Below are 22,294 nucleotides of genomic sequence, written 5' to 3'. Positions count from 1 at the left end.
CACACATCACCAGCGAGTGAACAGCGGTTTATTCACCCGGAACCCTCGAATGACAAGGCGAATTCCTGATTGAACCGGACCCAGGAATCAAGCAGCATGTCCGCCAGCATCAGCTTCAACGCGGAACAGCCAGTTGATTTGAGCTTCACGAATGAAACCTGCACCTAACTCCGAGACGGGCGGTGTCGCAGCCCGAACCGCGCCGGATGAAAGCCTTCCCTTTTTGACACGCCGGCATCTGCAGTACGGCTGGTGGTCGTTGCTCTGCTTTCTGACCCTGGGAATGGCGCTGGAGGCCTTGCACGGCTTCAAAGCGGGCATGTATCTCGATGTGTCCAATTCCACGCGGCGTCTCATGTGGACGCTGGCTCATGCGCACGGGACCTTGCTTTCTCTGGTCCACATCGCGTTCGGCGCGAGTCTGCAATTTCTGCCCGCGTGGAATCCGCGTTCGCGGGGATTGGCCTCGGCGTGTCTGACCAGCGCCGGCTTTTTGATCCCGGGCGGATTTTTCCTCGGCGGCATTGCGGATTTCAAAAGGTATCAGGGCGATCCGGGTCTGGGCATTGTCCTGGTGCCGGTAGGCGCGCTGGTTCTTTTTGTCGGTGTATTTCTGACGGCTCGGGCCGCGCAGACTTCAAAAACTCAGGCGGGAGCGGCTGAAATCAGAGGGAAGATAAAGTGAGCGGAAGCAACGTCGGTGGCGATGTCGGTGGGGCGACGCTCCCGCGGAGCCAGCTTTTCGGCGAACGCATCTCGGTTTCTGGCTGCCTGCCTTGCGTAAGACGGCATTCCCCCCTCATCCCGGCCCTCTCCTGGAGAGAGTTATCTGTTCAGCGTGGGTAGGGACGGATTCCACTCCGTCCCTGACTAATCCTTGAGGCGTCTCTTGAAGGGAGAGACGGACCACGGAAAAACCAGGAGCCTTCGTTGGCCCATCGTCTCTTCCTGGGCGGCGGTCTGCCTCAAGGCTTGATTGGGGACGGAGTGGAATCCGTCCCTACCACGCTGAACACGTGTACATGGGAGAGGGAGAAACGCACTCCATATGGCTACGAGCTGTCACCACGCCCCAGTTCGCGGACTAACTCCGGGAACTGGCACTGATCGCACAGCGCGTTGGAGTGATCGCAAAAATCGCGGACGATCTGGAGAAGCCCTTGCTGAGCCGAGGCGGTTTTGATCCACCGCACTTTCTGCCCGCCGAAAAGGCGCGCCCGGGCCAACCGTAAGACCGCATTGTCTTCACTCCTCGGCCAGGCAAAGTATCGCTGCTCGGCCCGGGCCTGAAGCTCCGCGCTTTTTCCTGCCACCGCCCGAATCCAAAACCACGGCAAAATCACGTTCACGGCCAGGTCGGTGACGCGTTGCGGTCCGATGAGCGGCTGCGGTTGGGGCATGCGGGAAGATCGAAGGGTCCAGTGCCGCGACCAGAGATCGTCGTGCTTGACCTGAAGAACATCCAACAACGAATCGGAAAGTTTTTCGTCAGCGATGGATTGCGCGAACCATTGCTCCAGTCGCGAAGGCAGATCGCCGGAGGCCAGCCAGTGAGCGGCGAGGGCCAGCCGGCGTTGGGGATGGTTCGCGGGGCGCAAGCCGTTGAATCGCCAGGCCACGCGCGGCAGAATAGATTCGGAATACGCTTCGCGTTCGCGCCACCAGATGTCCCAAAGCCCCCGCAAATACGCATCAATCTGCGGCGCGGTTCCGATCAGTTGCGTTGGCAAAAGCCCTCCGAGTCCAAGGAGCCGCGCCTGCCAGACAACCGGTGAAGGAGCGGTTCGGTCCGTGTCAGTGGCCGGCGAGGGCAACTGCTCGGCCAGAAGCCGCATGGGCCAGACATTGTGTTTGTAGCCCAGGGCGCCGAAGAGGCCCTCCCAGAGCGATTGTTCCCAGCCAGCCTGCTGAGCGCGCGCCTGGATCTGAGCGGCTTTGGCCTGCAATCGAACTTCGGCTGCCTGCTTGAGCAACGCCTCGCTTTGAGCGATGGGCAAATCCCGCAGCGGCGCCGCGCACTTGCCAAACAAATCGAGTGGAATTCGAGGAAGCGAATTCTGGCCCAGCCAGGCGCTCAGGTCGGACAGAGGCGCATCCAGGTGCGGTTTCAACGCGAGCGTGGGCAAAGCACAGGGCGTGGCCGGCTCACCTTCCCAAACCACATGGAGAACGACCTTCCGGTAGGCCGGATTCTGATTGTGGCCATGGCTTTTCCAGAGGTGCGGGTGCAAATCGATCTCCACGTCGCCCTGCGTGGGCGCCGCCGTCCCGAACTTGAGCACCGCGTCCCGGAAATCCGGCCCGGCTTCGCGATTCCAGAAGCCCGGATGAAGAACCCGGAGCGACTCGCCGTCCAAAGTCGTCAGATGATCGCGCTGCAAGCGCTGATGATGCCAGAGCGACTGAAGGAAACGTTCCGTGACGCGGGACGAATCGGCGGACTCTTGCAACGTCCACGACGCCGCGACGAGCGCGCGCCAACGGCTGTAAGGATTTTTGGGGATCAACCGCACCTTGCCTTGCTTTTGCGCGACCTCTCTTGCAAAGTCAAGCGTGAATACAATGATCGGCTTGCGCAAATCCACGGTGAACTGTCGCGATTTCTGGCAGACGCCGGCTAAATTGGCCGGCGACCTCCTTCCCATGAACCGGCCCCGCAAATCCAGGGCGGACCACGAATTGAGGGGGAACCATTCGAGGTCCGCCCCGAATTCGTGGAGGATCACGAGTTCATGGTCCATGTGCATGGCGCCGAGGCCAAGGCAACTTCCCATGAACCCGTCTTCCGGCATGTGGCCTTTAGGCCGCTTCAACGCTGGACTCCGGAGAGTGCGCGGAAGCAGCCTAAAGGCTGCGGTCCGCCCGCTTTTTCCGGATCGGGGTCCAAAAGCGGCAGAGATCTGCCGCGCGCCAAGACGCTGGCGCGCCGGAGCCCGATCTTTTGCGTTCCTGGTCCCGTGGCGAGATACCGAGATCGTGAAGTCACCCATGCAACGAGAGGAAACCTGCGACTGGAGAATCCCTGCGTGAAGCTGCCGACCACTTTGGCTGCACTGTTCATGCTCGGCGGTGTGGAGCACGGCTCCCTCGAAGGCCGGTTCGCCTCTGCGGCTACGCCCAGCGCGCCTCCGGACGTCCGGCGCGACCCGGTCGTCAACGCCATCGAAGAAGTGATGCCGAGCGTCGTGAACATCAGCACGGAAACGATTGTCGAAATCCGTGACCCGTTTGATCAGGTGTTTCGCGATTTTTTTGGACCGTACTGGGGCCGCCGATCGACGCGCCGCCAGAATAGCCTCGGCTCCGGGGTGATCATCGACGAGACCGGATACGTGTTAACCAACATGCACGTCGTCCGGCGGGCGAACCGCATCACCGTGACTCTCGCCGATGGAAGGACCTTCGAAGCCCAAAACGTCGTCCAAACGCTCAAGACGGATGTGGCTTTGCTGCAGTTGCTCGACACCCAGGGGGAGAAGTTCAAGGCCATCAAGTTCGCGCCGGACGACGATTTGCTCCTGGGCGAAACCGTCCTGGCGCTGGGCAATCCGTTCGGGCTCGGCGGTTCGGTGAGCCGGGGCATCTTGAGTTCCAAGGCGCGGCGGCCCAGTGCTGAGGATGAATCACTGGACATCAATGACTGGCTTCAGACTGACGCCGCGATCAATCCCGGCAACAGCGGCGGGCCACTCGTGAACTTGCGCGGCGAACTCATCGGCATCAGCGTGGCGGTGTTCCGCGAGGCTCAAGGAATCGGGTTTGCCATCCCGGTCAAGCGCGTTGCGGAGGCGCTGGGTGAAATCTTCACGCCGGAATTCATGCGCTCCCTTTGGTTCGGAGGCTACTTTCAATCCAGCGCCGCGGGCCCGACGGTATCGGTGGTCGAAGCCGGAAGCCCTGCCGAGAAGAGCGGCCTGCGGCCCGGAGACCGCGTGCTCTCGGTGAACGACAAAACGCCCCGGAACCTCGTGGAGATCAATCGCGAGCTGATGGCCGCCGGCGATCGGCGAGACGTTCGACTGGTCGTGCAGCGCGACCAGGAGAAGAAAACTCTCCAGGTGCGGCTGGTGCCGGAAGCGACCTTCTTCAACGCCGAGCTGATCCAGAAAAGACTCGGCGCCACGCTCCAGCATTTGACTCCGGCTCTCGCCGGAACCATGGGCTTCGGCCAATTTCAAGGCTTCGTAGTCGCGGAAGTCGAACCCGGCGGACCCGCGGCGAAGGCGGGATTGAGAGATGGCGAGTTGATTCAAACGTTCGACGGACATGTGCCGGGCAACCTTATCCGGGCGGCGCATTTTCTTTACGCCAAAAAGAAAGGCGATCGCGTCCAAATGGCCGTCATCGTGCCCCGCCGGACTGGCCGAATTGTGCAGCTTTTCTCCGCGACCAAGACCGCGACGATTCGTTGATCTGTGAGCGATTCCTGGATGATCGAAGTTTCCAACCTGACCAAACGGTACGGGGGCCGCACGGCGGTGGAGGACGTTTCTTTCGCGGTCGAGCGCGGCGAAATCGTCGGCTTGCTCGGCCCCAATGGCGCGGGCAAAAGCACCATCCTCCGCATCCTGAGCACTTTTCTGCCTGCCACTTCCGGAGCCGTGCGCGTGGCCGGCTTCGACGTCTTCTATCAATCCGGCGAGGTGCGGCGGCGCATCGGTTATATGCCGGAGAACAACCCGCTTCATCTCGACATGCGGGTCCGGGAGTACTTGAAGTTCCGCGCGCGGTTGAAAGGATTGAGCGCCGGCCAGGCCCGCGACCGCGTCGGGACCCTCATGGAACAATGCAGTTTGACCGACGTCAGCCGGCGGATTGTGGGCCAACTCTCCAAAGGCTATCGGCAGCGCGTCGGTCTTGCGGATGCCCTTGTGCACCAGCCCGAGCTGTTGATTTTGGACGAGCCAACCATCGGGCTGGATCCGAACCAGGTGCGGGCGGTTCGGCAATTAATCAAGGAACTGGGCAAGTCCCACACCATCCTCCTCTCGACGCACATCCTGCCCGAAGTCGAAATGACCTGCAGCCGCATCCTGATCCTTCATGAGGGAAAGTTGCTGGCCGCCGACCGGAAGGAGAACCTGGAGAAGAGCCTGGGCCAGGAAGGCCAGGTCATTGCGGAAATCGCGGCTCCGCTCCCGGCATTGCAGGAATGCTGGAAAGAGATGGAGTTGATCGAGCATTATGACATCGCGCCGGCGGAGGGCGAGTACCTGCGCTGCGCGCTGACCCCGCGCGCCGGAGTGGATATTCGGCCGCTCGTCTTTGAGAAAGTGCGGCTGCACGGCTGGACGATGCGGGAGCTGAAGCGCAGCCCTCATACTTTGGAAGACATCTTCGTGCACATTATCCGCGGCGACAAGGAGGAGGGCTTCTGATGCAGGTGTATCTCACGTTGGTCCGCCGGGAGCTGGGCGGATTTTTCGGTTCGTTGACGGGCTACATTTTGATGGCGACGGTGTTGCTGTTGTTGGGGCTGAGCTTTGCCGATATGCTGGCCAAACTGAACGTGGAACCGACGGACGCGCCGGTCACGGAACAGTTTTTCGTGACGGTGTATTTCTGGCTCATCCTTCTGCTCACCACTCCCATCATGACCATGCGCACGTTCGCGCAAGAAAAGTTCTCTGGCACTTACGAGACGTTGATGACCGCGCCGGTGGCAGACTTGCCCGTGGTGCTCGCCAAGTTCAGCGGCGCGCTGTTGTTCTACGCCATCACCTGGCTTCCGTTGCTGATCTACCTGATGTTGGTCCGGCGTTACTCGAATGACCCGACCCTGCTGCAGCCCGGCGGATTACTGGCCACGTTTCTCGGCATTCTGCTGGTGGGCGCGCTTTATTTGTCGCTGGGCTGTTTTGCCTCGGCCCTCACGCGCAACCAGATCGTAGCCGCGATGATCAGCTACGCGCTGGGCCTGGGGCTGTTCCTGCTCAGCTTGCGTTCCTTGATGGCCGCGCCGGGACCCGGTTGGACGACGAAGGTCTTCGAATACATCTCCATGACGGAACACCTGGAGACTTTTGCCGCCGGGCTGGTCGATACGCGGAGTGTCATTTACTACACCAGCCTGACGGCGTTTTTCCTGTTCCTGACCTTGCGCGCCGTTGAGAGCCGGCGCTGGAGATAATCATGGCGGAAGAATCGGCAGCGCAGGCAAGTTTCTGGCCGGGTCGTCGCTGGCGGATCGGCTTGAACGTCGCGTTGTCGATCGTTGCCGTGTCCGCGATCCTGGTGATGGTCAACTTCATTGCGGCGCGCCGTTACGAGCGATTCAACTGGGGCGCCGGCACGCAGGATCCGCTTTCGCCGGTCACGCTTCGCGTGCTCGAAGCGTTGACCAACCAGGTCAAGATCATCGTCTTCTTCGATCATCGCGAGCCGCTGTTCAGCGCCGTCCGCAAAGTGCTCGACCAATACGAAGTTCAATGTTCCAGGTTGGACGTCGAGTATGTCGATTACACCTTCAGTCCGGGACGCGCGGAGGAAATCCGAACCGCGTACGACCTGGCCGAGGCGGACAAGGACGACCGAATTATTTTCGCGTGCAACGGCAAGAAGAAGGTCGTGCACGCGGGCGAGCTTTCCGAATACGACTACTCGGGCGTCTTCACCGAACGCAAAGTCAAGCGCACGACTTTCCGGGGGGAACAATTGTTCACGTCGGCGATTTGCAGCGTGATCGACACGCGGACGGCCAAAGCCTACTTCCTGGAAGGCCATCGCGAACACGATCCCACAGACCGGCGGGATCAGATCGGCTACATGGATTTCGCCAAGGTTTTGCAGGAAAATAATGTGGCGATCGGGCGCCTCTCGCTCCTCAATGCCGAAATCCCGGCGGACTGCCAGCTTCTGATTGTGGCCAGCCCTTTGAATCCGATCGCCGAGGAAGAGCTGGAGAAAATCGACAAGTACCTCAGCCAGGGTGGACGGATGCTGGCGTTGTTTAACCATGATTCGCGCCAGGTCGCGACCGGTCTGGAAGCGTTGCTCGCCAACTGGGGCGTCGAGGTCGGCCGGGATCTCGTCACCGACAAACCCCGGAGCAGCACGAGCGATCCGCGTCTCGTCATTGTCACTGAATTCGGAGATCATCCTTTGGTCAAGCCTTTGCGCCGTTCCCGGCTCGCGCTGGCGTTGCCGCGATCGATCAGTCTGCGCAGCCCCGCTCAGCGCGGTGCGGATTCGGCCAAAGTGACCCCGCTGGCCGTGACCAGCCCGGAGGGAGTTGTGAACAAAGGGCCAAATCAAATCGAGCGCCGGGGAATCATTCCGCTCATCGTTGCCGTCGAAAAGGGATCCATTCAGGGGATCAGCGCGGATCGCGGCGAAACGCGCATGGTCGTAGCCGGCGAATCCTGGTTCCTGGGAAACACCGTCATCGACTTCGATGCCAACCGCGATTTCGCGCGCCTGGCGATCAACTGGCTGATCAACCGCGAATTGCTTCTGGAAGGTATCGGGCCGCGCAAGCTCAAAGAATTCACCATTTCTATGACGCAGTCCGAAATGCAAGCGATCCGCTGGCTGCTCGTGGGCGTGCTGCCCGGCTCGGTTTTGTCCATTGGCATTCTGGTGTGGGCTCGCCGGCGCAGTTGAGCCTCCCGATGAACTCGAAATCGACATGGGTTTTGCTGGCGCTGGCGGCGGCGTTGCTCGGATACATTCTGATTTTCGAACGGCACTCCGCCAGTTCCGATGGAAACGCCGCCGAAACCGAAAAGGTCTTTCCCGATCTCGACCCCGCGAAGGTGACCGCCATCGGCATCGGGCGCACCAATTCCTACCTCGGCGTCGAACGAGTCAACCATCGCTGGCAGTTGTCCAATCCGGTGTATCCTGCGCAATCCACCGGGATCGAGGAATTCCTGGAGTTGATCGCGCGCCTGGAGAAACACGCTTCGATTCCCGCGCACACCATCTCCTCCCAGCCAGGCGGCCTGGCGGCTTTCGGACTGCAGCCGCCCAGGGCGAAGATTGCCGTCTATTCGGGCACGAATCGGATTGGCTTCGACATCGGCTCACGGACGCCGACCTCGGATCAAATGTACATTCAGCTCATTGGCGACCCGCGCATTCTCATCACGGATGCCCGGCTCCTGGAGCACGTCCCGGATTCGGCGCGAGAGTGGCGCAATCCGATGCTCGTGCACGAGGAGCGGCTGGCGTTCGATCAACTCGCGGTGACGAACGAAACCAGCTTTTTCTGGATCGTGCGCGATCCGACCAATCAACTCTGGACGCTCGCTCGTCCGGTGGCGGCGCGCGCCAACGGAAACGCCGTCGATTACCTGATCCAGCAATTGCGCAACACCCGCGTCAGCCAGTTCGTGACGGACGATCCGGCGGCGGACCTGGACCGCTACGGATTGCAGCCGCCGCGAGTGCAAATGACGCTGGCGCAAGGAACCAACGCCGTGCTCCAACTGCAATTCGGCTCCAGCCCCACCAACAATCCCGCCCTGATCTACGCGCGGCGGCTCAGTCACACCAACGTCGTCCTGGTGACGCGAGAGTTCGCGGACTTGCTGCGCCAGTCGCATGACTCTTACCGGGACCGCACGCTGCTTTACTTCAACGAACCCTCGGTCAGCCGCGTCGAGATTCAGTCCCGGCGGGAGGCCTTTGCTCTCCAACTCCAAACCAACGGCGCGTGGCAAATTGTCGAGCCGTTCCGCGCACCCGCCGACGCCGCGTCGTTGCGCGAGTTTTTCACAAACCTGGCGCGGCTCAAAATCGACCGGTTCGAAAAAGATTTGGTGCCGAACTTTTCTCCCTATGGCCTCGATCCGGGGGAACGCCGATACGTTCTGAAAACCGCCATCACCAACGCGCTCGGCCCCACCAACGTCGTCCTGGCGCAAGTGGCTTTCGGGTCGAACCAGGTGGATCGAATTTACGCCCGGCGCGGCGAGGAGCCCGCCGTGTACACGGTCAGTCTGGGCGACGTTTCCCGCTTGCCGCAAGCCGCCTTCGAGATGCGCGACCGCCGCCTCTGGAACTTTGCTTCGAGCAATGTCGTGAGCGTCACGGTTCACCAGCAAGGACGAACGCGCAAACTCGAACGCAACACGCAACGGGCCTGGTTTTCCGAGGCCGTCGAGAACGAGGCGCTGGAAGAACTCGTGCGCCGGTTGGGCGAATTGCACGCGGTCAGTTGGCGGGCCAAAGGCGAAGAGCAATTGCGCCTGCGGAGATTTCACGAATTCGATTACCAGGTCACGCTGGACGTGAACCACGGCGGCAAGATTGAGCCCTACACCCTCAGGTTTGGCCCGCGGGTCATGGAAGGTCCGCTGGCCGCGGTCGTGCTCGAGGAAGGACAGTGGATCATTTTTGTGTTTCCGGCCTCGTTGCATCAGGACGTGGTGCGAGCTCTGAGCTTCCCGGAAGCCGGCCAGCCATGAACCGGCCATTGGAGTGCGGGGGAGGTTCCCCATGAAAAAGGCTCCTGGCGAAGATTCGCCAGCTTCGCGCCGCGGCCGCCTTCTCTTCCGCGTCGTCCGCGCGCTGGGTTTGTTGATGGTTCTCCTGGTCTTGGCCTTCCTTTACTTGAACCAAATCGGCCTGCCGGGTTTTGTGGCCGCCCGCATTGAGGACCAACTCCAATCCCGCGGCATCGATCTTCAGTTCGACCGCCTTCGCTTGCGCGGATTGAGAACGTGCCTCGCGGAAAACGTGCGCTGGCGAAAAGCCCCAGACCTGCTGCACCCGGATCTGCGGGTCGCCAGCGCGGAATTGCGGCTGCGAGCGGGCGCGCTCTGGCGATTTCAGGCGCAACTGGAATCGCTGATCGTTCGGCAGGGTCGCTTGATCGTCCCGTTCCTCAGTTCGAATGCGCCGCCCGCGCGCCTGCCTCTCGAAGATATCCAGCTAGAACTCCGCTCTTCTTCCGACGGCCAATGGGACCTCGCCCGGTTCACCGCGCGCTGCAAGAACGCCGCGCTCCAGGCATCCGGCACAATCACCAATGCGCTCGCCCAACGGGCTGCTCCGCCTCGCGAGCCAGGCGAAAAGAGAGTGTCCGCCTGGCTGGAGCGGCTGCACCAGCTCGTCACATCCTTGGACCGGATCACTTTCAGTCCAGAGTCGAAACTTCAGTTCACGTTTCAAGGAGATGGCCGAGATCTGGGATCGTTGCGCGCCAAACTCGGCTTCCGGATTCCGCAAATGTCCGGCGCCTGGGGCACGATGGAGAATCTCCAATTGAACTTAGAAATGTCCCCGGCCAGCACGGCGTCCCGGACTCTCGAAGTCACGGGTGATCTCCAGGTCGGCGCGGCGCAAACCACGATCGGCGGCTTCGCCAACGCCCGGGGCAGCGCCAGAGTTTCGTTGGTCGTCACGAATCTGAATTCCAGCCAGGGCCAGTGGCGGTTTCAGTTCACTCCGCAAACCGATTGGGGCGGCGCGGAGGAAGTGGTCCTATCGGGCAAGGCCGCGCCCCACGCCGCGAGCGCGGACCAGCGCCAGGTCGAATGGACTCTGGAAGCGCGCGGAATTAAGACGCCGTGGGGAATAGCGGATTCCGCGCAGCTCACTTCCGACTTTGTCCAGCCCGCCAATCAAATCGCCGCGTTGGATGGAAACTGGAAGTTGGACCTCAAACGCATTGAGTCGAGCCGGTCCGAATCCGAATCGGCGCTCTTTTCGGGCCGCGTCCGCCGTTCTCCAATCCGCGCCGAACAAAGGCGCGCGGATCAGACCTGGGGCCCGTGGGCGAAGCTCGAATCGCTCTTTCTGGATTGGGAGGCCCAAATCCGAAAGGTCAGTTCCAGCGGAGTTGAGATCGAAGAGATCGCCAGCGCCGGCGATTGGCGCGCGCCCGCCTTGACGATTCGCAAACTCGCGTCACGGATCGCCGACGGCCAACTCGACGCCAGCGCCGCGCTCGACATCTCCCGGCGCGAGGTGCAGTCCCGGATCGCTTTTGACTTTGACGTTCGCCGCGTCCAGCCGTTGCTGCCCACGAACGCACAGCGGTGGCTGCGCCAATACAGTTGGGAAACGCCGCCGCGCGTGCAGGCCGAAGCCCGCTTGGCTCTGCCGGCCTGGACAAATCGCGAACCGGGTCGTTTCAAAGAATCGCTTAAGACGCTCTGGATCGCCGGTTCCATCGAGACCGCCGCCGCGTCTTATCGAGGCGTGCCCGTCGTTTCGGCCCGCTCGCCCTTCACTTTTTCCAATTCTGTCTGGCGCGTCCCGGACCTGGTGGTCGCGCGGCCGGAAGGCCAGGTTCACCTGAACGGCATCGAGAACACGGCCACGCGCGAATTTGATTGGACGATCCGCAGCCGCATCGATCCCCAGGCGATCGCGCCTCTGTTGGCGCCCGCCGAAAAACGGGTGCTGGATTATTTTCGATTCTCCCAACCGCCGCTCATTCAAGGACGGGTGCGCGGCCAGTGGCGAAGACCGGAACTCACCGGATTTTCAGCCGAAGTCGCGTTGACCAACTTTGCTTTCCGAGGGGAGGCGCTCGATAGTTTTCAAGCCGCGCTGCAATTCACCAACCGCTTCCTGGAATTTCGCGGCGTGCACCTTCGCCGGGGCCGGGAGCAAATCACGGCGCCCTGGGTTGCGTATGATGCTTCCGCGAACGTGGTGCACGTCACCAATGGGGTCAGCACCATGGAACCGGACTTCGTCGCGCGCGTCATCAGCCGGCCCGTGCGCGCAGCCATTGCGCCGTATCATTTCCAGGCGCCGCCCACGGTCGTGGTCAATGGCCGTTTGCCTACGCGTTCCGAAGCGGACGCCGATGCCACTTTCAAAATCGCCGGCAAAACTTTCAATTGGTGGCGCTTCAATGTCCCGGAAATCTCCGGCGACGTGCATTGGCGGGGCGACACCGTCACGATTACCAATCTTCAAGCCGCGTTTTACCGGGGCAAATTGAACTGGGACGGCAAGTTCGATTTCAGCGGCCCGCCCGGCGCCCGCTTTCAGTTTCGCGGCCATGCGGCGCAGAGCGATCTGCGGTCGCTGGTGTCCGATTTGACCATGACCAATTCTTCGCTCGAAGGCGCGTTTGACGCCGACCTGGTGATTACCTCGGCGGACACGCGGGATTGGTCGAGTTGGCAAGGCTACGGCGACGTTCAACTCCGGGATGGTTTCCTGTGGAACATTCCCATCTTCGGTTTCTTCTCCCCGGCCCTGAACAAGATTGTGCCTGGACTCGGCCAGAGCCGCGTGAGCGCCAGCTCCGCGAATTTCATGATCGACAAGAGCCTGATTCACACAAGCGATCTGGAAATGAAAGCGCCCGCGTTGCGGCTCCAGTACGTGGGCACAGTGGACTTCGATGGCCAAGTGAACGCGCGCGTCCAGGCGGAAATCCTGCGCGACGCCTGGGCGGTGGGCCGCCTCCTGAGCCTGGCGCTGTGGCCCGTGACCAAAGTCTTCGAGTACAAAGTCACGGGCACGTTGAACCACCCCAAGACCGAGCTGCTGTACTTCCCCAGGTTTCTCATGCTCCCCTTCCGCCCCCTCAAGGTGCTCAAGGACGCTGTGCTTCCGCCGGCGTCGGCAGCAAGCCCCGCGTCACCCCGGTCGGATTCCAAAGGCAAACAACCTGCGCCATGAGCGTGGTGGTGCGAGGACAAGCTCGCCCTAGGCTCGCCCTACCGTCCGGTTCACGGGAAGTTCCCACGGCCAAAAAGCCGTGCACACGGCCCTTGAACCGAAAACCGTGCGGACCGCAGCCTTTAGGCTGGTAACGGGGTCAGTCCCACATATTGACAATATATGTCCTTTCGGGGCAGATTTCCCTGCATGGCACGCAAGTTACGCATTGAATATCCGGGCGCGATTTATCACCTGATGAACTGCGGCGACCGACGGGAGGCGATCTTCCACGATGACCGGGATCGGGAGTTGTTTCTGGCCACGCTGGCCGAGGCGTGCGCGAAAGCCGATTGGCAGGTCCATGCCTATTGTCTCATGAGGAATCATTTTCATCTGGTGGTGGAGACGCCCCAAGGCAATTTGGTCGCCGGGATGAAGTGGTTTCTGGGCACCTACACGGCGCGGTTCAACCGGCGGCACAAGCTCTTTGGGCACCTGTTCAGCGGGCGCTACAAGTCGCTGGTGGTGGACGCGGCCAGCCCCGGTTACCTGCGGACGGTATGCCAGTACGTGCATCTGAATCCGGTGCGGGCGAAGCTGTTGCGCGCGAAGAAGCCGCTGCGGGCGTACCGGTGGAGCAGTTATCCGGCGTATCTGGAGCGGCCCGGTCGGCGGGCGCCGTGGCTGCGGGTGGAGCGGGTGTTGGGGGAGATGGGGATTCCCAAGGACAGCGCGGCTGGGCGCCAGCAGTTCGAGCGGGTGATGGAAGAGCGGCGTGCGCAGGACAGCGCGGACGACTACGGACGGATTCGGCGGGGCTGGTGCTGGGGCGATGAGGCGTTTCGGAAGGAACTGCTGGCCCAAGTGGAGGAGAAGCGCGGGGCGTCGCATTACGGCGCGGAGTTGCAGGAGAGCGCGACCGAGAAGGCGGAGCGATTGGCGCGGGAGGGGCTGCAAAAGCTGGGCTGGACGGAGGCCGACCTGGCCGCACGCAAAAAAGGCGACCGGGCGAAGGTGAAACTGGCGGTGAAGCTGCGGGCGGAGACGACCATGACGCTGAAGTGGATTGCGGCCCGGTTGCAGATGGGGACGGGGGCGAGCTTGTCGAACCGTTTATCGGTCCAAAAGCCCAAAAGCGCCTAGCAAAGCAATGTCAATATGTGGGACTGACCCTACATTCTCACTGCACCCTCCCAAACTTCCTCTCCAGCTCGCGGTAGCTCATTTCGATGAGCGTGGGCCGGCCGTGCGGACAGGTGTAGGGCATCTGGCATTGCTTCAGATCGTTGACCAGGTTTTCCAGTTCGCGGCCGGAGAGGGTGTCGTTGGCCTTGACGGCGTGACGGCAGACGGTTTTCGCGATGGTGTGTTCGCCCAGGCGCAGGGTATTCACCGTCTGGCCCGTCGCTTTGAGTTCATCGGCCAAATCCAGAACGAACCGGCGCGCATCCGACGCTTTCACGAACGGCGGCAAAGCATCGAGGAGGAATGTGCGTTCGCCGAATTCGCTCAACCCGACGCCGAGGCGGTTGAGCGTGGCCAGTTGCTCCCGCAAGAACTGCGCGTCGCGCGGAGATAATTCGACCGTCTCCGGGAGCAGGAGCCGCTGCGAGGGAGCCTGGCCTTGTTCCAGCCGATGAAGCATTTGCTCGAACAGAACGCGCTCGTGGGCGGCGTGCTGATCGAGCAACACCAGACCGCGGTCGGATTCGAGCACGACGTAGAGTTTTCTGATCACCCCCACCATGCGAAGCGGCACGTTCAACAGCGGAACTGCCTCCGGCACGGCGCGAGGCGGCAGAATCTCGGCGGGGGCCGTCGTGGCCGTGGCCTTCTCGGAGGCCGCCGCAGAGATCGATGGAGTCTGATTCGTCGGATTGGTCCGCGCGGTTTGCGGGCGGGGTTCCGCCGGCAGTGCCTGGCGAGTCTGCGGCGGCGGCGCGATGGCCTCGAACTCGCGCGTCGCGGGTTTGCTCTCGACCCGACTGGGAGGATGCGCCGGGAGATCAGGCACGGCAGGCACTGGTTTGACCGGAGTCGTTTGCGGGCCTGACGAAGGAACTTGCGGTCGGGGCCGCGCATGGAAATTCAACAACGCTTCGCGGACCGCTTGCGTGACCTCGCGCCGCACGGCGTGTTCCTGGTGGAACTTCACTTCGCGTTTGGCCGGATGGATGTTCACATCGACCGCCCCAGGATCGATCTCCAGAAAAAGGCAGCAGACCGGATAACGGCCTTTCATGAGCGTGGTGTGGTAGCCTTCGAGCAACGCGAAGTTCAGCCCGCGATTCTCCACCGGCCGCCGATTGACGAAGACGAATTGCTCTTCGCGGGTGGCGCGCGAAACGCCCGGCTCGCCAATGAATCCCCAGACCCAAAACCGTCCCGCGGCTTCGTCTGTGAATTCATCCGGGGCGTTTGCCGGCGGCTCCAGTTGCGCGGAGTGATCGACCGCCACCCATTTCGTCTCGCCGCCGGAAAGCGCGCGCAACCGTTCGCGCAACGCGCCCAGACCGCCGCCGGCCTGGCGCTCCGACTTCACGGCGGGCAACTGCCAGATCATCCGGCCTTCCTGCGTGAACGTGAACCCCACTTCGGGATAAGCCGCGGCCGCCAGCGTGACGTAATGCTGGATGTGGGACCGTTCCGTTTCTTCGCTGCGCAGGAATTTTCGGCGGGCGGGCAAATTGAAAAACAATTGCCGCACTTCCACGCTCGTGCCCGGTGCGCAACCCGCGGCCCGGACTTCAAGAATCTTTCCGCCATGAATCGTGATCTGGGTCCCTTCCGGCGCCTCGGCATCCCGTTCTCGCGTGGTCAAACTCATCCGGCTCACGCTGGCGATGCTGGGCAAGGCTTCGCCGCGAAAGCCCAGGGTGCGGATGGAAGCCAGGTCCGTGGCTGCGCGGATTTTACTGGTGGCGTGGCGTTCCAGAGAGAGCAGCGCGTCGTCGCGGCTCATGCCCAGGCCATCGTCCGTGACGCGGATCAAGCTGCGGCCGCCGGCCTGAATCTCCACGTGGATCTGGCCGGCCTGAGCGTCGAGCGCGTTTTCGACCAGTTCCTTGACCACGCTGGCGGGACGCTCCACGACTTCACCGGCGGCGATTTGATTCGCCACCTGGTCCGGGAGAAGTCGGATGCGGTTCATTCCTCAAAATCGTAATCGTAATCCTAATCCTGATCTCGACAGGACATCATGTTTATCTGCCTGCGAGTAAGATTAAGATTCGGATGATTCGGATTAAGATCAAGAATCTGGTTGCGAATTACTCCCTCACTTCCCTGGCAAGGGGCAAGGGAGAGGAGGGCCGTCTTTATTGGCTTCGCCTCTCCTCGGTCCTCTCCCCACTCGTGCCTCGCGGGGAGAGGAAGAGATCTTCAAAGATCCAGTTGCGCTTAAGTCCACAGCAGTGCCCTCGCCCCTCCCAAGAGGGGAGCCATGGAAGCTTGCACCGTCCTCGAACCCGGCGGTGCCGCCCCGCGGCTTCGACTGAAAACCGGTTGCGCGGGAACGCAGCCCACCGCCGTGTTCCGCCTATTGAAGCGGCAAAGTGAATGAAAAAACCGCGCCGCTGCCCTGATCGTTCCTCGCCTCGATCCGGCCGCGGTGATCTTGAATGATTCGCTTGCAGATTGAAAGGCCCAGGCCAGTGCCCTGGCTCTTGCCGTAGGTCGCGAACGCCTGGAACAGGCGGGGAAAGATTTCTGGCGCGATGCCGTGCCCGGTGTCGGCAATCTCGGTCACGACTTCCTTCTCCGTCACGGCGAACCGAAACTTGATCTTGCCGCCGTCGGGCATGGCGTCGGTGGCGTTGTTGATCAGGTTGATGAAAAGATGATTCAAGCGAACGGGATCGACCAGCAGCGGCACCGCGGGCGGATCCTGGTCGTACTCAATCGAAATCGGCGTGCCGCTCATCTCGGTGCGAATCTCCTCCAGGAGCCTCAGGACGAACTCGCGGTAGTTCGTCTTGACCAACACGGACAAACTCTCGGAGCCGCGCGTGAATTCGAGCAACTCGTTGATCATGGCGGTCAGGCGATCGATCTGACCCCGGATTCGGTTCCGCGCCATTTGCCGCACCTCCAGGGACGCGTTGTCCATCGCCGCCAGATCCGCGGCGATGCCCACGACGTTGAGGGGATTCTTGAAGTCATGGACGATGGCGCGGGCAAAGCGGCCGACCAGGGTCAGGCGCTCGGATTCCAGCACTTCGCGGATGTATTGCCGGTTGAACTCGCGCCGGTGAAGGCTGAATTCCCGCATCAAATTCACCGCCAGCTTGGGCGAGCGTTCGAGCATTTGCAGCACGACCTCGCGCGGGATGAAATAGACTTCGGTCTCCACCTCGGCCGTGGCCGTCGCCGAGCGCGGCTCGTTATCGACGACTGCCATTTCGCCAAAAAAATCACCTTCACCGACGTGCGAAAGAGGGCGCCGCTCGGCTTCATTGACGAAAGCGGAAATCAGGACGCTGCCCGATCTCACGACGTAAAGGCCGTCGCCGATGTCGCCCTCCGTGAAGATCACTTTGCCGGGCGCAAACGAGGGCGTGCGCACGGCTTCCTTGAGAACGCGCAGTTCGGATTCGGTAAGTCCTCCGAACAGCCGACTTGTTTCCAGCGCTGCCATGACCAGGAAAGATCCTCCGGGCTTCAATGCGCGGGAGCGGGCGCTCCGTCCAACTGGGCCTCGCCTTTTCGGGGCGGGTGGAAAAACGCGAAGAGCAGAAACGCCGCGAACAACGCGAAACCCATCGGCACAAGGAACAGCCCCCGGAAATCCGTCACGCTGTCTTTGGTGAAAACCGTTTGCAGGAGGTACGGACAGACCGAATTGGCGGCGAGCGAGCCGATGCCCAAAATCATCACGTTGAACAGCCCCTGGGCGCTGGCGCGGGCGTCCTTCGGGAAATGTTCATCCACGAAGATATAGACCGTGGCGAAGAAAAACGCGTAGCAGATGCCGTGCAGTATCTGGACGAGGATGATCAATTCCTTCTGCTGCGAACAGAACGCATAAACCCCGAACCGCGCGGCATGACCGAGAATGCCGAGCACCATGGTCGTCCGCCAGCCCAACCGCTTGAGTGTGGCGCCCAGAATGGCCATGGTCAGGATCTCCGCGATTTGCCCGACGCTCATCACGGGCATGATCCAGTTCCCGGCGATGCCCACTCCACCGGCCTCGGTTTTGGCGCCGAGAAACGTTCCGGTCCAATTGAAATAAGTGTTGTGCACGAACGCGTCGATAAACGTCACCACCCACAACACCAGCACGAAGGGATGGCGCAACAGTTTCCCGGCTTCCAGCCACGCGAACCGATCTTCGCCTCCTTCGACTTTCTTGGGCGGCGTGTGCGGCAGCACGAGGCTGAATCCGGCCAGCGCCAGCGAAGCGATGCCCGCGACGACAAACGTCCAGCGCGTGCCGTTCTGCAGCGCCTGGCCCGTGAGGCCCGATCCCAGCACGGTGCCCAACCAATTGACGAAGCCTTCCGGATTGGCCGCATTGACTTTGTCCCAGTCCACCAGAATGAACGTGAACGGCCACGCGGCGAGAATCCAGCCAATCGTGCCGCCCATGCGAACGATGCCGAATTCTTTCTGCGCGTCTTTCATGTTCGCAAACGCGATCGAGTTCGTGATCGAGATCGTCGGGACGTAGAGCAAGCAATGGACGAGCATCAAACCGAAGAACGGCCAGAACTCCCGCGTGAAGGCCAGTCCGATCATCGCCAGCCCGCCGACGAGGTGGCTGAACGCCAGGAACCTTTCCGCCGCGAAATGCCGGTCCGCGAATTGATTGCTGAAAAACATCCCTACGATGGCCGCGATGGGAAACGTGTTCAGAATCCACGACTGCTCCCCTGGATTGAATCCGAGGCTCGGAAGGTATCCGAAAACCAGCGGAAACCAGGCGCCCCAGATGAAGAACTCCAGGACCATCATGATGAAAAGTTTGACGCGGACGGGGTTGTTCATAGGTTTGATTTGCGCGCCACGTTACGGAATCGCCCTACCTGTGGCAAGCCGCAAGGCGCGACTCAGCGCGACTACGTCTCTCTACGCTTTGTCCATCTTCCCCGCTCGCTTCAGAACCTCCGCGCAAATGTCTCGCGCCGCGTGTGGTCGTCCCAGTCCCTTCGCCGCTCGCCCCATTTCCTTCAGCTTCGGGGAGCGGATCAATTGCTCGACTCGATGGGGCAAATCTTCAACGCGATTGATTTTCACCGCAGCGCCGCGTTCAAGCAGGAAGTCGCTGTTCGCCGATTCCTGGCCCGGGATTGGATTCAAGATAAACATCGGACAGCCCATCGCCATGGCTTCCGAGCTGGTCAATCCGCCCGGTTTCGTGATTGCCAGATCCGCGACGGTCATCAATTCGTGCATGTTGGCCACGAATCCGAGGATGTTGGTCGGGTGCTTGAAGTTCTGGCAGGCCAGTTCCCGGCGCAACGATTCGTTCCGCCCCGTGACGACGAGCACTTGCAGGGTCTGCTCGGCAGAATCGAGCGCCGCCAGGATTTGCGCCACCGGTCCCATCCCAAAACCGCCGCCCAGAACCAGTAAGACCGGCAAGTCGTTCCGCAATCCGTACTGCCGGCGCACAGCGCGCGCGTTGGGGTGCCCGGCAAATTTCGCCGCGATGGGAATCCCCGTGACCTCGATGTGTGCCGGACCCACTCCGCGCGCCACCAGGCTGGCTTTGGTCTCGTCCGCCGCGACGCAGTAGAGGTCCACCGCTTGATCCATCCAGAGCGCGTGCGCCTCGAAATCGGTGACGACACAAACCGTGAACGCATGCCGCGGCGCTTGCTCGGACCTCAAGTGACCCATGATCTCGACCGGCAGGTAATGCGTGCACAACACAATGTCCGGGCCGAAGGTTTTGACGTATTTGAAAAACCGCCGGTTGGTATGTTTGGCGAAGGCGCGTCGGAGGCGTGTGATGTTCCGGACCAGCTTGGGGTTGTCCGTCGTTTTGAAGATCATCCCCCAGAGCTCCGGCGCGTGTTCGATGAGCTTCACGTAGCCTTCGACATAGACTTTCTTCTGGAGCTTCGGGACGTAGTCCAACAAATCGACGCGTTTCAATTCGTCGTTGGGACGCGCGTGCCGCCAGGCTTCTTCCAGCGCGGCGGCGGCCTGCAAATGCCCGGCGCCGGCGGTGACGGTGGCGATTAAGATGCGCATGGTGGTTCAGGTTCGCACGAATCTTTAGCCAAGCCGCTGGGGTTAGGACAGGGAATTCAGCACCATCTTCGGCGTTGACTTTCGCCGCTCAAAATTCGATTTCTTCATTATGAGAGCGCCTGCGCTTTGCCGTCTTCCCCTCGCTATTTCCACTGCGTCCCGCCGTGGGCAGTTTGAACGCCTCGTTTCCCCTCACCCCAACCCTCTCCCTCGGGGAGAGAATTCTCCCAAGCAAGACTTCCACATTTGCCCCACGAACGGCCCCCTCTCCCGTCCTACGGACACCCTCTCCCCCTCCGAGGGGGAGAGGGCACGGGAGAGGGGGCCGTTCGTGGGGACGGAGAGGCATCCTCGGTGAAAGTCTTTTCCACCATGATTCTTCTGGTGCTGCTGGCGTTCACGGGGCTGAGGGTTTCAGCCGCGGCACCGGACTCCGCCGGCATCGAATTCTTCGAGAAAAAAATCCGACCCGTGCTCGCCGAGCATTGCTACGAGTGCCATTCGCATCAGACCAAGAAATTAAAGGCCGACCTCTATCTCGACAACCGCGAAGGGTTGCTCCAGGGCGGCGAAAGCGGCGTGGCCGTCGTGCTCGGCGATCCGGATAAAAGCCGGCTGATCGAAGCGATTCGCTACTCGAACCCCGATCTGCAGATGCCGCCCAAAAAGAAACTTCCCGCTACGGCGATCGCTGACCTCGTGGAGTGGATCAAAATGGGCGCGCCCTGGCCGGTGGAGGCAAAGCCGAAGCTCGCTGAAGCCAACAAGGACGATGGTGAAACAGAGAGACGGCGGCGCGAACATTGGGCCTGGCAGCCGATTCGAGATTTCAAACCGCCCGCCGTGAAAAAAGTGGACTGGCCGCGCGGCCCGATCGATCAATTCATTCTCGCGAAGCTCGAAGAAAAAGGTTTGAACGGCGGCCCGTCGCAAGTCGATACGTTCGATCCGAAGCCCGCGCTGGCCCGCTACGAAGGTCAAACGCCGGAAGCCATTCAAACAAAAACCGGCCGGCGCAAACGCGGCGGCCTGATGTCTTCGCCGTTCAAGTGGAGCAAGTACGGCCAAAGCGGCATCGAGGTCACGGAATTGTATCCGGAAGTGGCCGGTTGCATCGACGACCTCTGCGTGATCCGTTCGATGCACACGGACAATCCGAATCACGAGCCGGCGTTGTTGATGATGAATTCGGGGAATCAGCAGCCCATCCGGCCTTCGCTCGGCTCCTGGATCACCTACGGATTGGGAACGGACAATCAGAATTTGCCGGGATTTGTCGCGCTTTGCCCAGGCAAACCCGTGGTCGGCCCGCAACTCTGGGGCAACAGTTTTCTCCCTGGCATTTTCCAGGGAACGCACATCAACAACAAAGAAGTCGATCCCAAGAAAATCATCCGCAATCTGGAGAATCGTTATCTCTCGCAATCGGCGCAGCGCGAGCAGCTCGATCTGTTGCAGCAGATGAACCAGCTTCACCTGGAAAAGCGGGAACAAGACCCGCAGTTGGAGTCGCGCATCTCCGCGCTGGAACTGGCTTTCCGAATGCAGTTTGAAGCGCAAGACGCTTTCGATATCGGCAAGGAATCCGAAGCCACGCGCAAGATGTACGGCGAAGGCGAGTTCGCCAACGCGTGCTTAATCGCGCGCAGGCTCGCCGAACGCGGCGTGCGCATCACCCAGATTTACTACGGCAACGCCCAACCCTGGGACGATCACGCGGACATCAACAACCACCGCGATCATGCTCGCAAGAGCGACAAACCGATCGCCGCGTTATTGAAGGATTTGAAGTCGCGCGGATTGCTTCAGGACACGCTCGTGATCTGGGGCGGCGAGTTCGGGCGCACGCCTTACGCGGAGGGCGCCAAAGGCCGCGATCATCACAGCATCGGCTTCACCATGTGGCTGGCGGGCGGCGGCATCAAAGGCGGGATGGTGTACGGCGCGACCGACGAGTTCGGCTACCAGGCCATCGAGAACCGCGTCCATGTCCACGACCTGCACGCGACCATCCTGCACTTGATGGGACTCGACCACACGCGGTTGACCTACCGATACAGCGGCCGCGATTTCCGCCTGACGGACGTGCACGGCGAAGTGGTGAAGGGGATTCTGGCGTAGAATCTGTCCGGCGCGGTTCGGAGCGCAGACTTTAGCTTCGTGTTCCGGGGAGAGAATGCTCCCAAGCAAAACTCCGCGCATTGAAAGCCCTGAACGGGTTTCTTGACCACGGATTTCACGGTGCGGAAGAAAATCTAATCCGTGTGATCCGTGGTTGAACGAGGATCGTGGGAGAGAATTCTCCAAAACGTTTCGCACATGGAACCCCTGACCGGTTTGTTAACCACGGATTTCGCGGATGAAGAAGCGATTTTATCCGTGTTATCTGTGTAACCCGACTTTCGCAACTGGAGGGTGTTTTTCGGTGTAAGCGGTTGATTTGCAGCCGAGGCAATTTCGGAGTCTTCACTACAGACTCGTGTTGAGTTCTCAGGATCGGATCCACTGGCCTTGGCTCGTC

At 61.2% G+C, this 22,294-nt stretch carries 14 protein-coding genes; 9 read left to right on the top strand and 5 right to left on the bottom strand.

Translation table 11 applies throughout. The features are described 5' to 3' along the window. The first annotated feature begins 151 nt into the window (after positions 1–151). Positions 152–685: a hypothetical protein gene (locus FJ398_02495; protein ID MBM3836828.1), complete on the top strand. Its 534-nt coding sequence runs from the start codon at positions 152–154 to the stop codon at positions 683–685. Between the two features lie 367 nt (positions 686–1,052). Here FJ398_02495 and FJ398_02490 read toward each other — a convergent pair whose 3' ends face one another. After that, the gene (locus FJ398_02490) at positions 1,053–2,990 is read right to left on the bottom strand and encodes a DUF2851 family protein (protein ID MBM3836827.1); all 1,938 of its coding nucleotides are present in this window, start codon (positions 2,988–2,990) and stop codon (positions 1,053–1,055) included. On the opposite strand from FJ398_02490, the gene FJ398_02485 reads away from it, so the two are divergent. From FJ398_02485 to FJ398_02455, 7 genes are all read left to right on the top strand, one after another. Beyond that, the gene (locus tag FJ398_02485; protein ID MBM3836826.1) at positions 2,733–4,412 is read left to right on the top strand and encodes a PDZ domain-containing protein; all 1,680 of its coding nucleotides are present in this window, start codon (positions 2,733–2,735) and stop codon (positions 4,410–4,412) included. The genes FJ398_02490 and FJ398_02485 overlap by 258 nt on opposite strands. Positions 4,413–4,430: 18 nt before the next feature. Next, complete coding sequence (locus tag FJ398_02480; GenBank protein MBM3836825.1) at positions 4,431–5,378, top strand: ATP-binding cassette domain-containing protein; 948 nt, start codon at positions 4,431–4,433, stop codon at positions 5,376–5,378. After that, entirely contained in the window at positions 5,378–6,130 is a 753-nt protein-coding gene (locus FJ398_02475; GenBank protein MBM3836824.1) for a hypothetical protein, read from the top strand. Before FJ398_02480 ends, FJ398_02475 begins: the two co-directional genes overlap by 1 nt. Positions 6,131–6,132: 2 nt before the next feature. After that, the gene (locus FJ398_02470) at positions 6,133–7,602 is read left to right on the top strand and encodes a hypothetical protein (GenBank protein ID MBM3836823.1); all 1,470 of its coding nucleotides are present in this window, start codon (positions 6,133–6,135) and stop codon (positions 7,600–7,602) included. An 8-nt stretch (positions 7,603–7,610) separates the two neighbouring features. Next, positions 7,611–9,410, top strand: coding sequence for a DUF4340 domain-containing protein (locus tag FJ398_02465; GenBank protein MBM3836822.1), 1,800 nt, complete (start codon positions 7,611–7,613; stop codon positions 9,408–9,410). A gap of 31 nt (positions 9,411–9,441) precedes the next feature. Beyond that, positions 9,442–12,591 carry a hypothetical protein gene (locus FJ398_02460; protein ID MBM3836821.1) on the top strand — a complete coding sequence of 1,050 codons (3,150 nt, stop codon included), beginning with the start codon at positions 9,442–9,444 and terminating at the stop codon, positions 12,589–12,591. A gap of 162 nt (positions 12,592–12,753) precedes the next feature. Continuing rightward, positions 12,754–13,716 (top strand): transposase, encoded by a 963-nt coding sequence (locus FJ398_02455; GenBank protein MBM3836820.1) that lies wholly within the window; start codon positions 12,754–12,756, stop codon positions 13,714–13,716. Between the two features lie 37 nt (positions 13,717–13,753). Here the strand turns inward: FJ398_02455 and mutL are convergent, their stop codons facing one another. The 4 genes from mutL to FJ398_02435 all read right to left on the bottom strand — a co-directional run bounded on the left by mutL (position 13,754) and on the right by FJ398_02435 (position 19,773). Then, positions 13,754–15,724 carry a DNA mismatch repair endonuclease MutL gene (mutL, locus tag FJ398_02450; protein ID MBM3836819.1) on the bottom strand — a complete coding sequence of 657 codons (1,971 nt, stop codon included), beginning with the start codon at positions 15,722–15,724 and terminating at the stop codon, positions 13,754–13,756. Between the two features lie 387 nt (positions 15,725–16,111). Next, positions 16,112–17,209, bottom strand: coding sequence for a cyclic nucleotide-binding domain-containing protein (locus tag FJ398_02445; GenBank protein ID MBM3836818.1), 1,098 nt, complete (start codon positions 17,207–17,209; stop codon positions 16,112–16,114). Positions 17,210–17,232: 23 nt separating this feature from the next. Next, positions 17,233–18,561, bottom strand: a complete 1,329-nt coding sequence (locus FJ398_02440; protein ID MBM3836817.1) for an MFS transporter — start codon at positions 18,559–18,561, stop codon at positions 17,233–17,235. An 81-nt stretch (positions 18,562–18,642) separates the two neighbouring features. Continuing rightward, positions 18,643–19,773, bottom strand: coding sequence for a glycosyltransferase (locus FJ398_02435; protein MBM3836816.1), 1,131 nt, complete (start codon positions 19,771–19,773; stop codon positions 18,643–18,645). A 372-nt stretch (positions 19,774–20,145) separates the two neighbouring features. Between FJ398_02435 and FJ398_02430 the strand changes: the two genes are divergently transcribed. Next, complete coding sequence (locus FJ398_02430) at positions 20,146–21,894, top strand: DUF1501 domain-containing protein (protein MBM3836815.1); 1,749 nt, start codon at positions 20,146–20,148, stop codon at positions 21,892–21,894. The last annotated feature ends 400 nt before the right edge of the window (positions 21,895–22,294 follow it).

The organism is Verrucomicrobiota bacterium (genome assembly GCA_016871535.1).
Lineage (GTDB): Bacteria > Verrucomicrobiota > Verrucomicrobiia > Limisphaerales > SIBE01 > VHCZ01.
The sequence above is the reverse complement of the archived record's forward strand: the minus strand, read 5'-3'. Positions and strand labels throughout refer to the sequence as shown.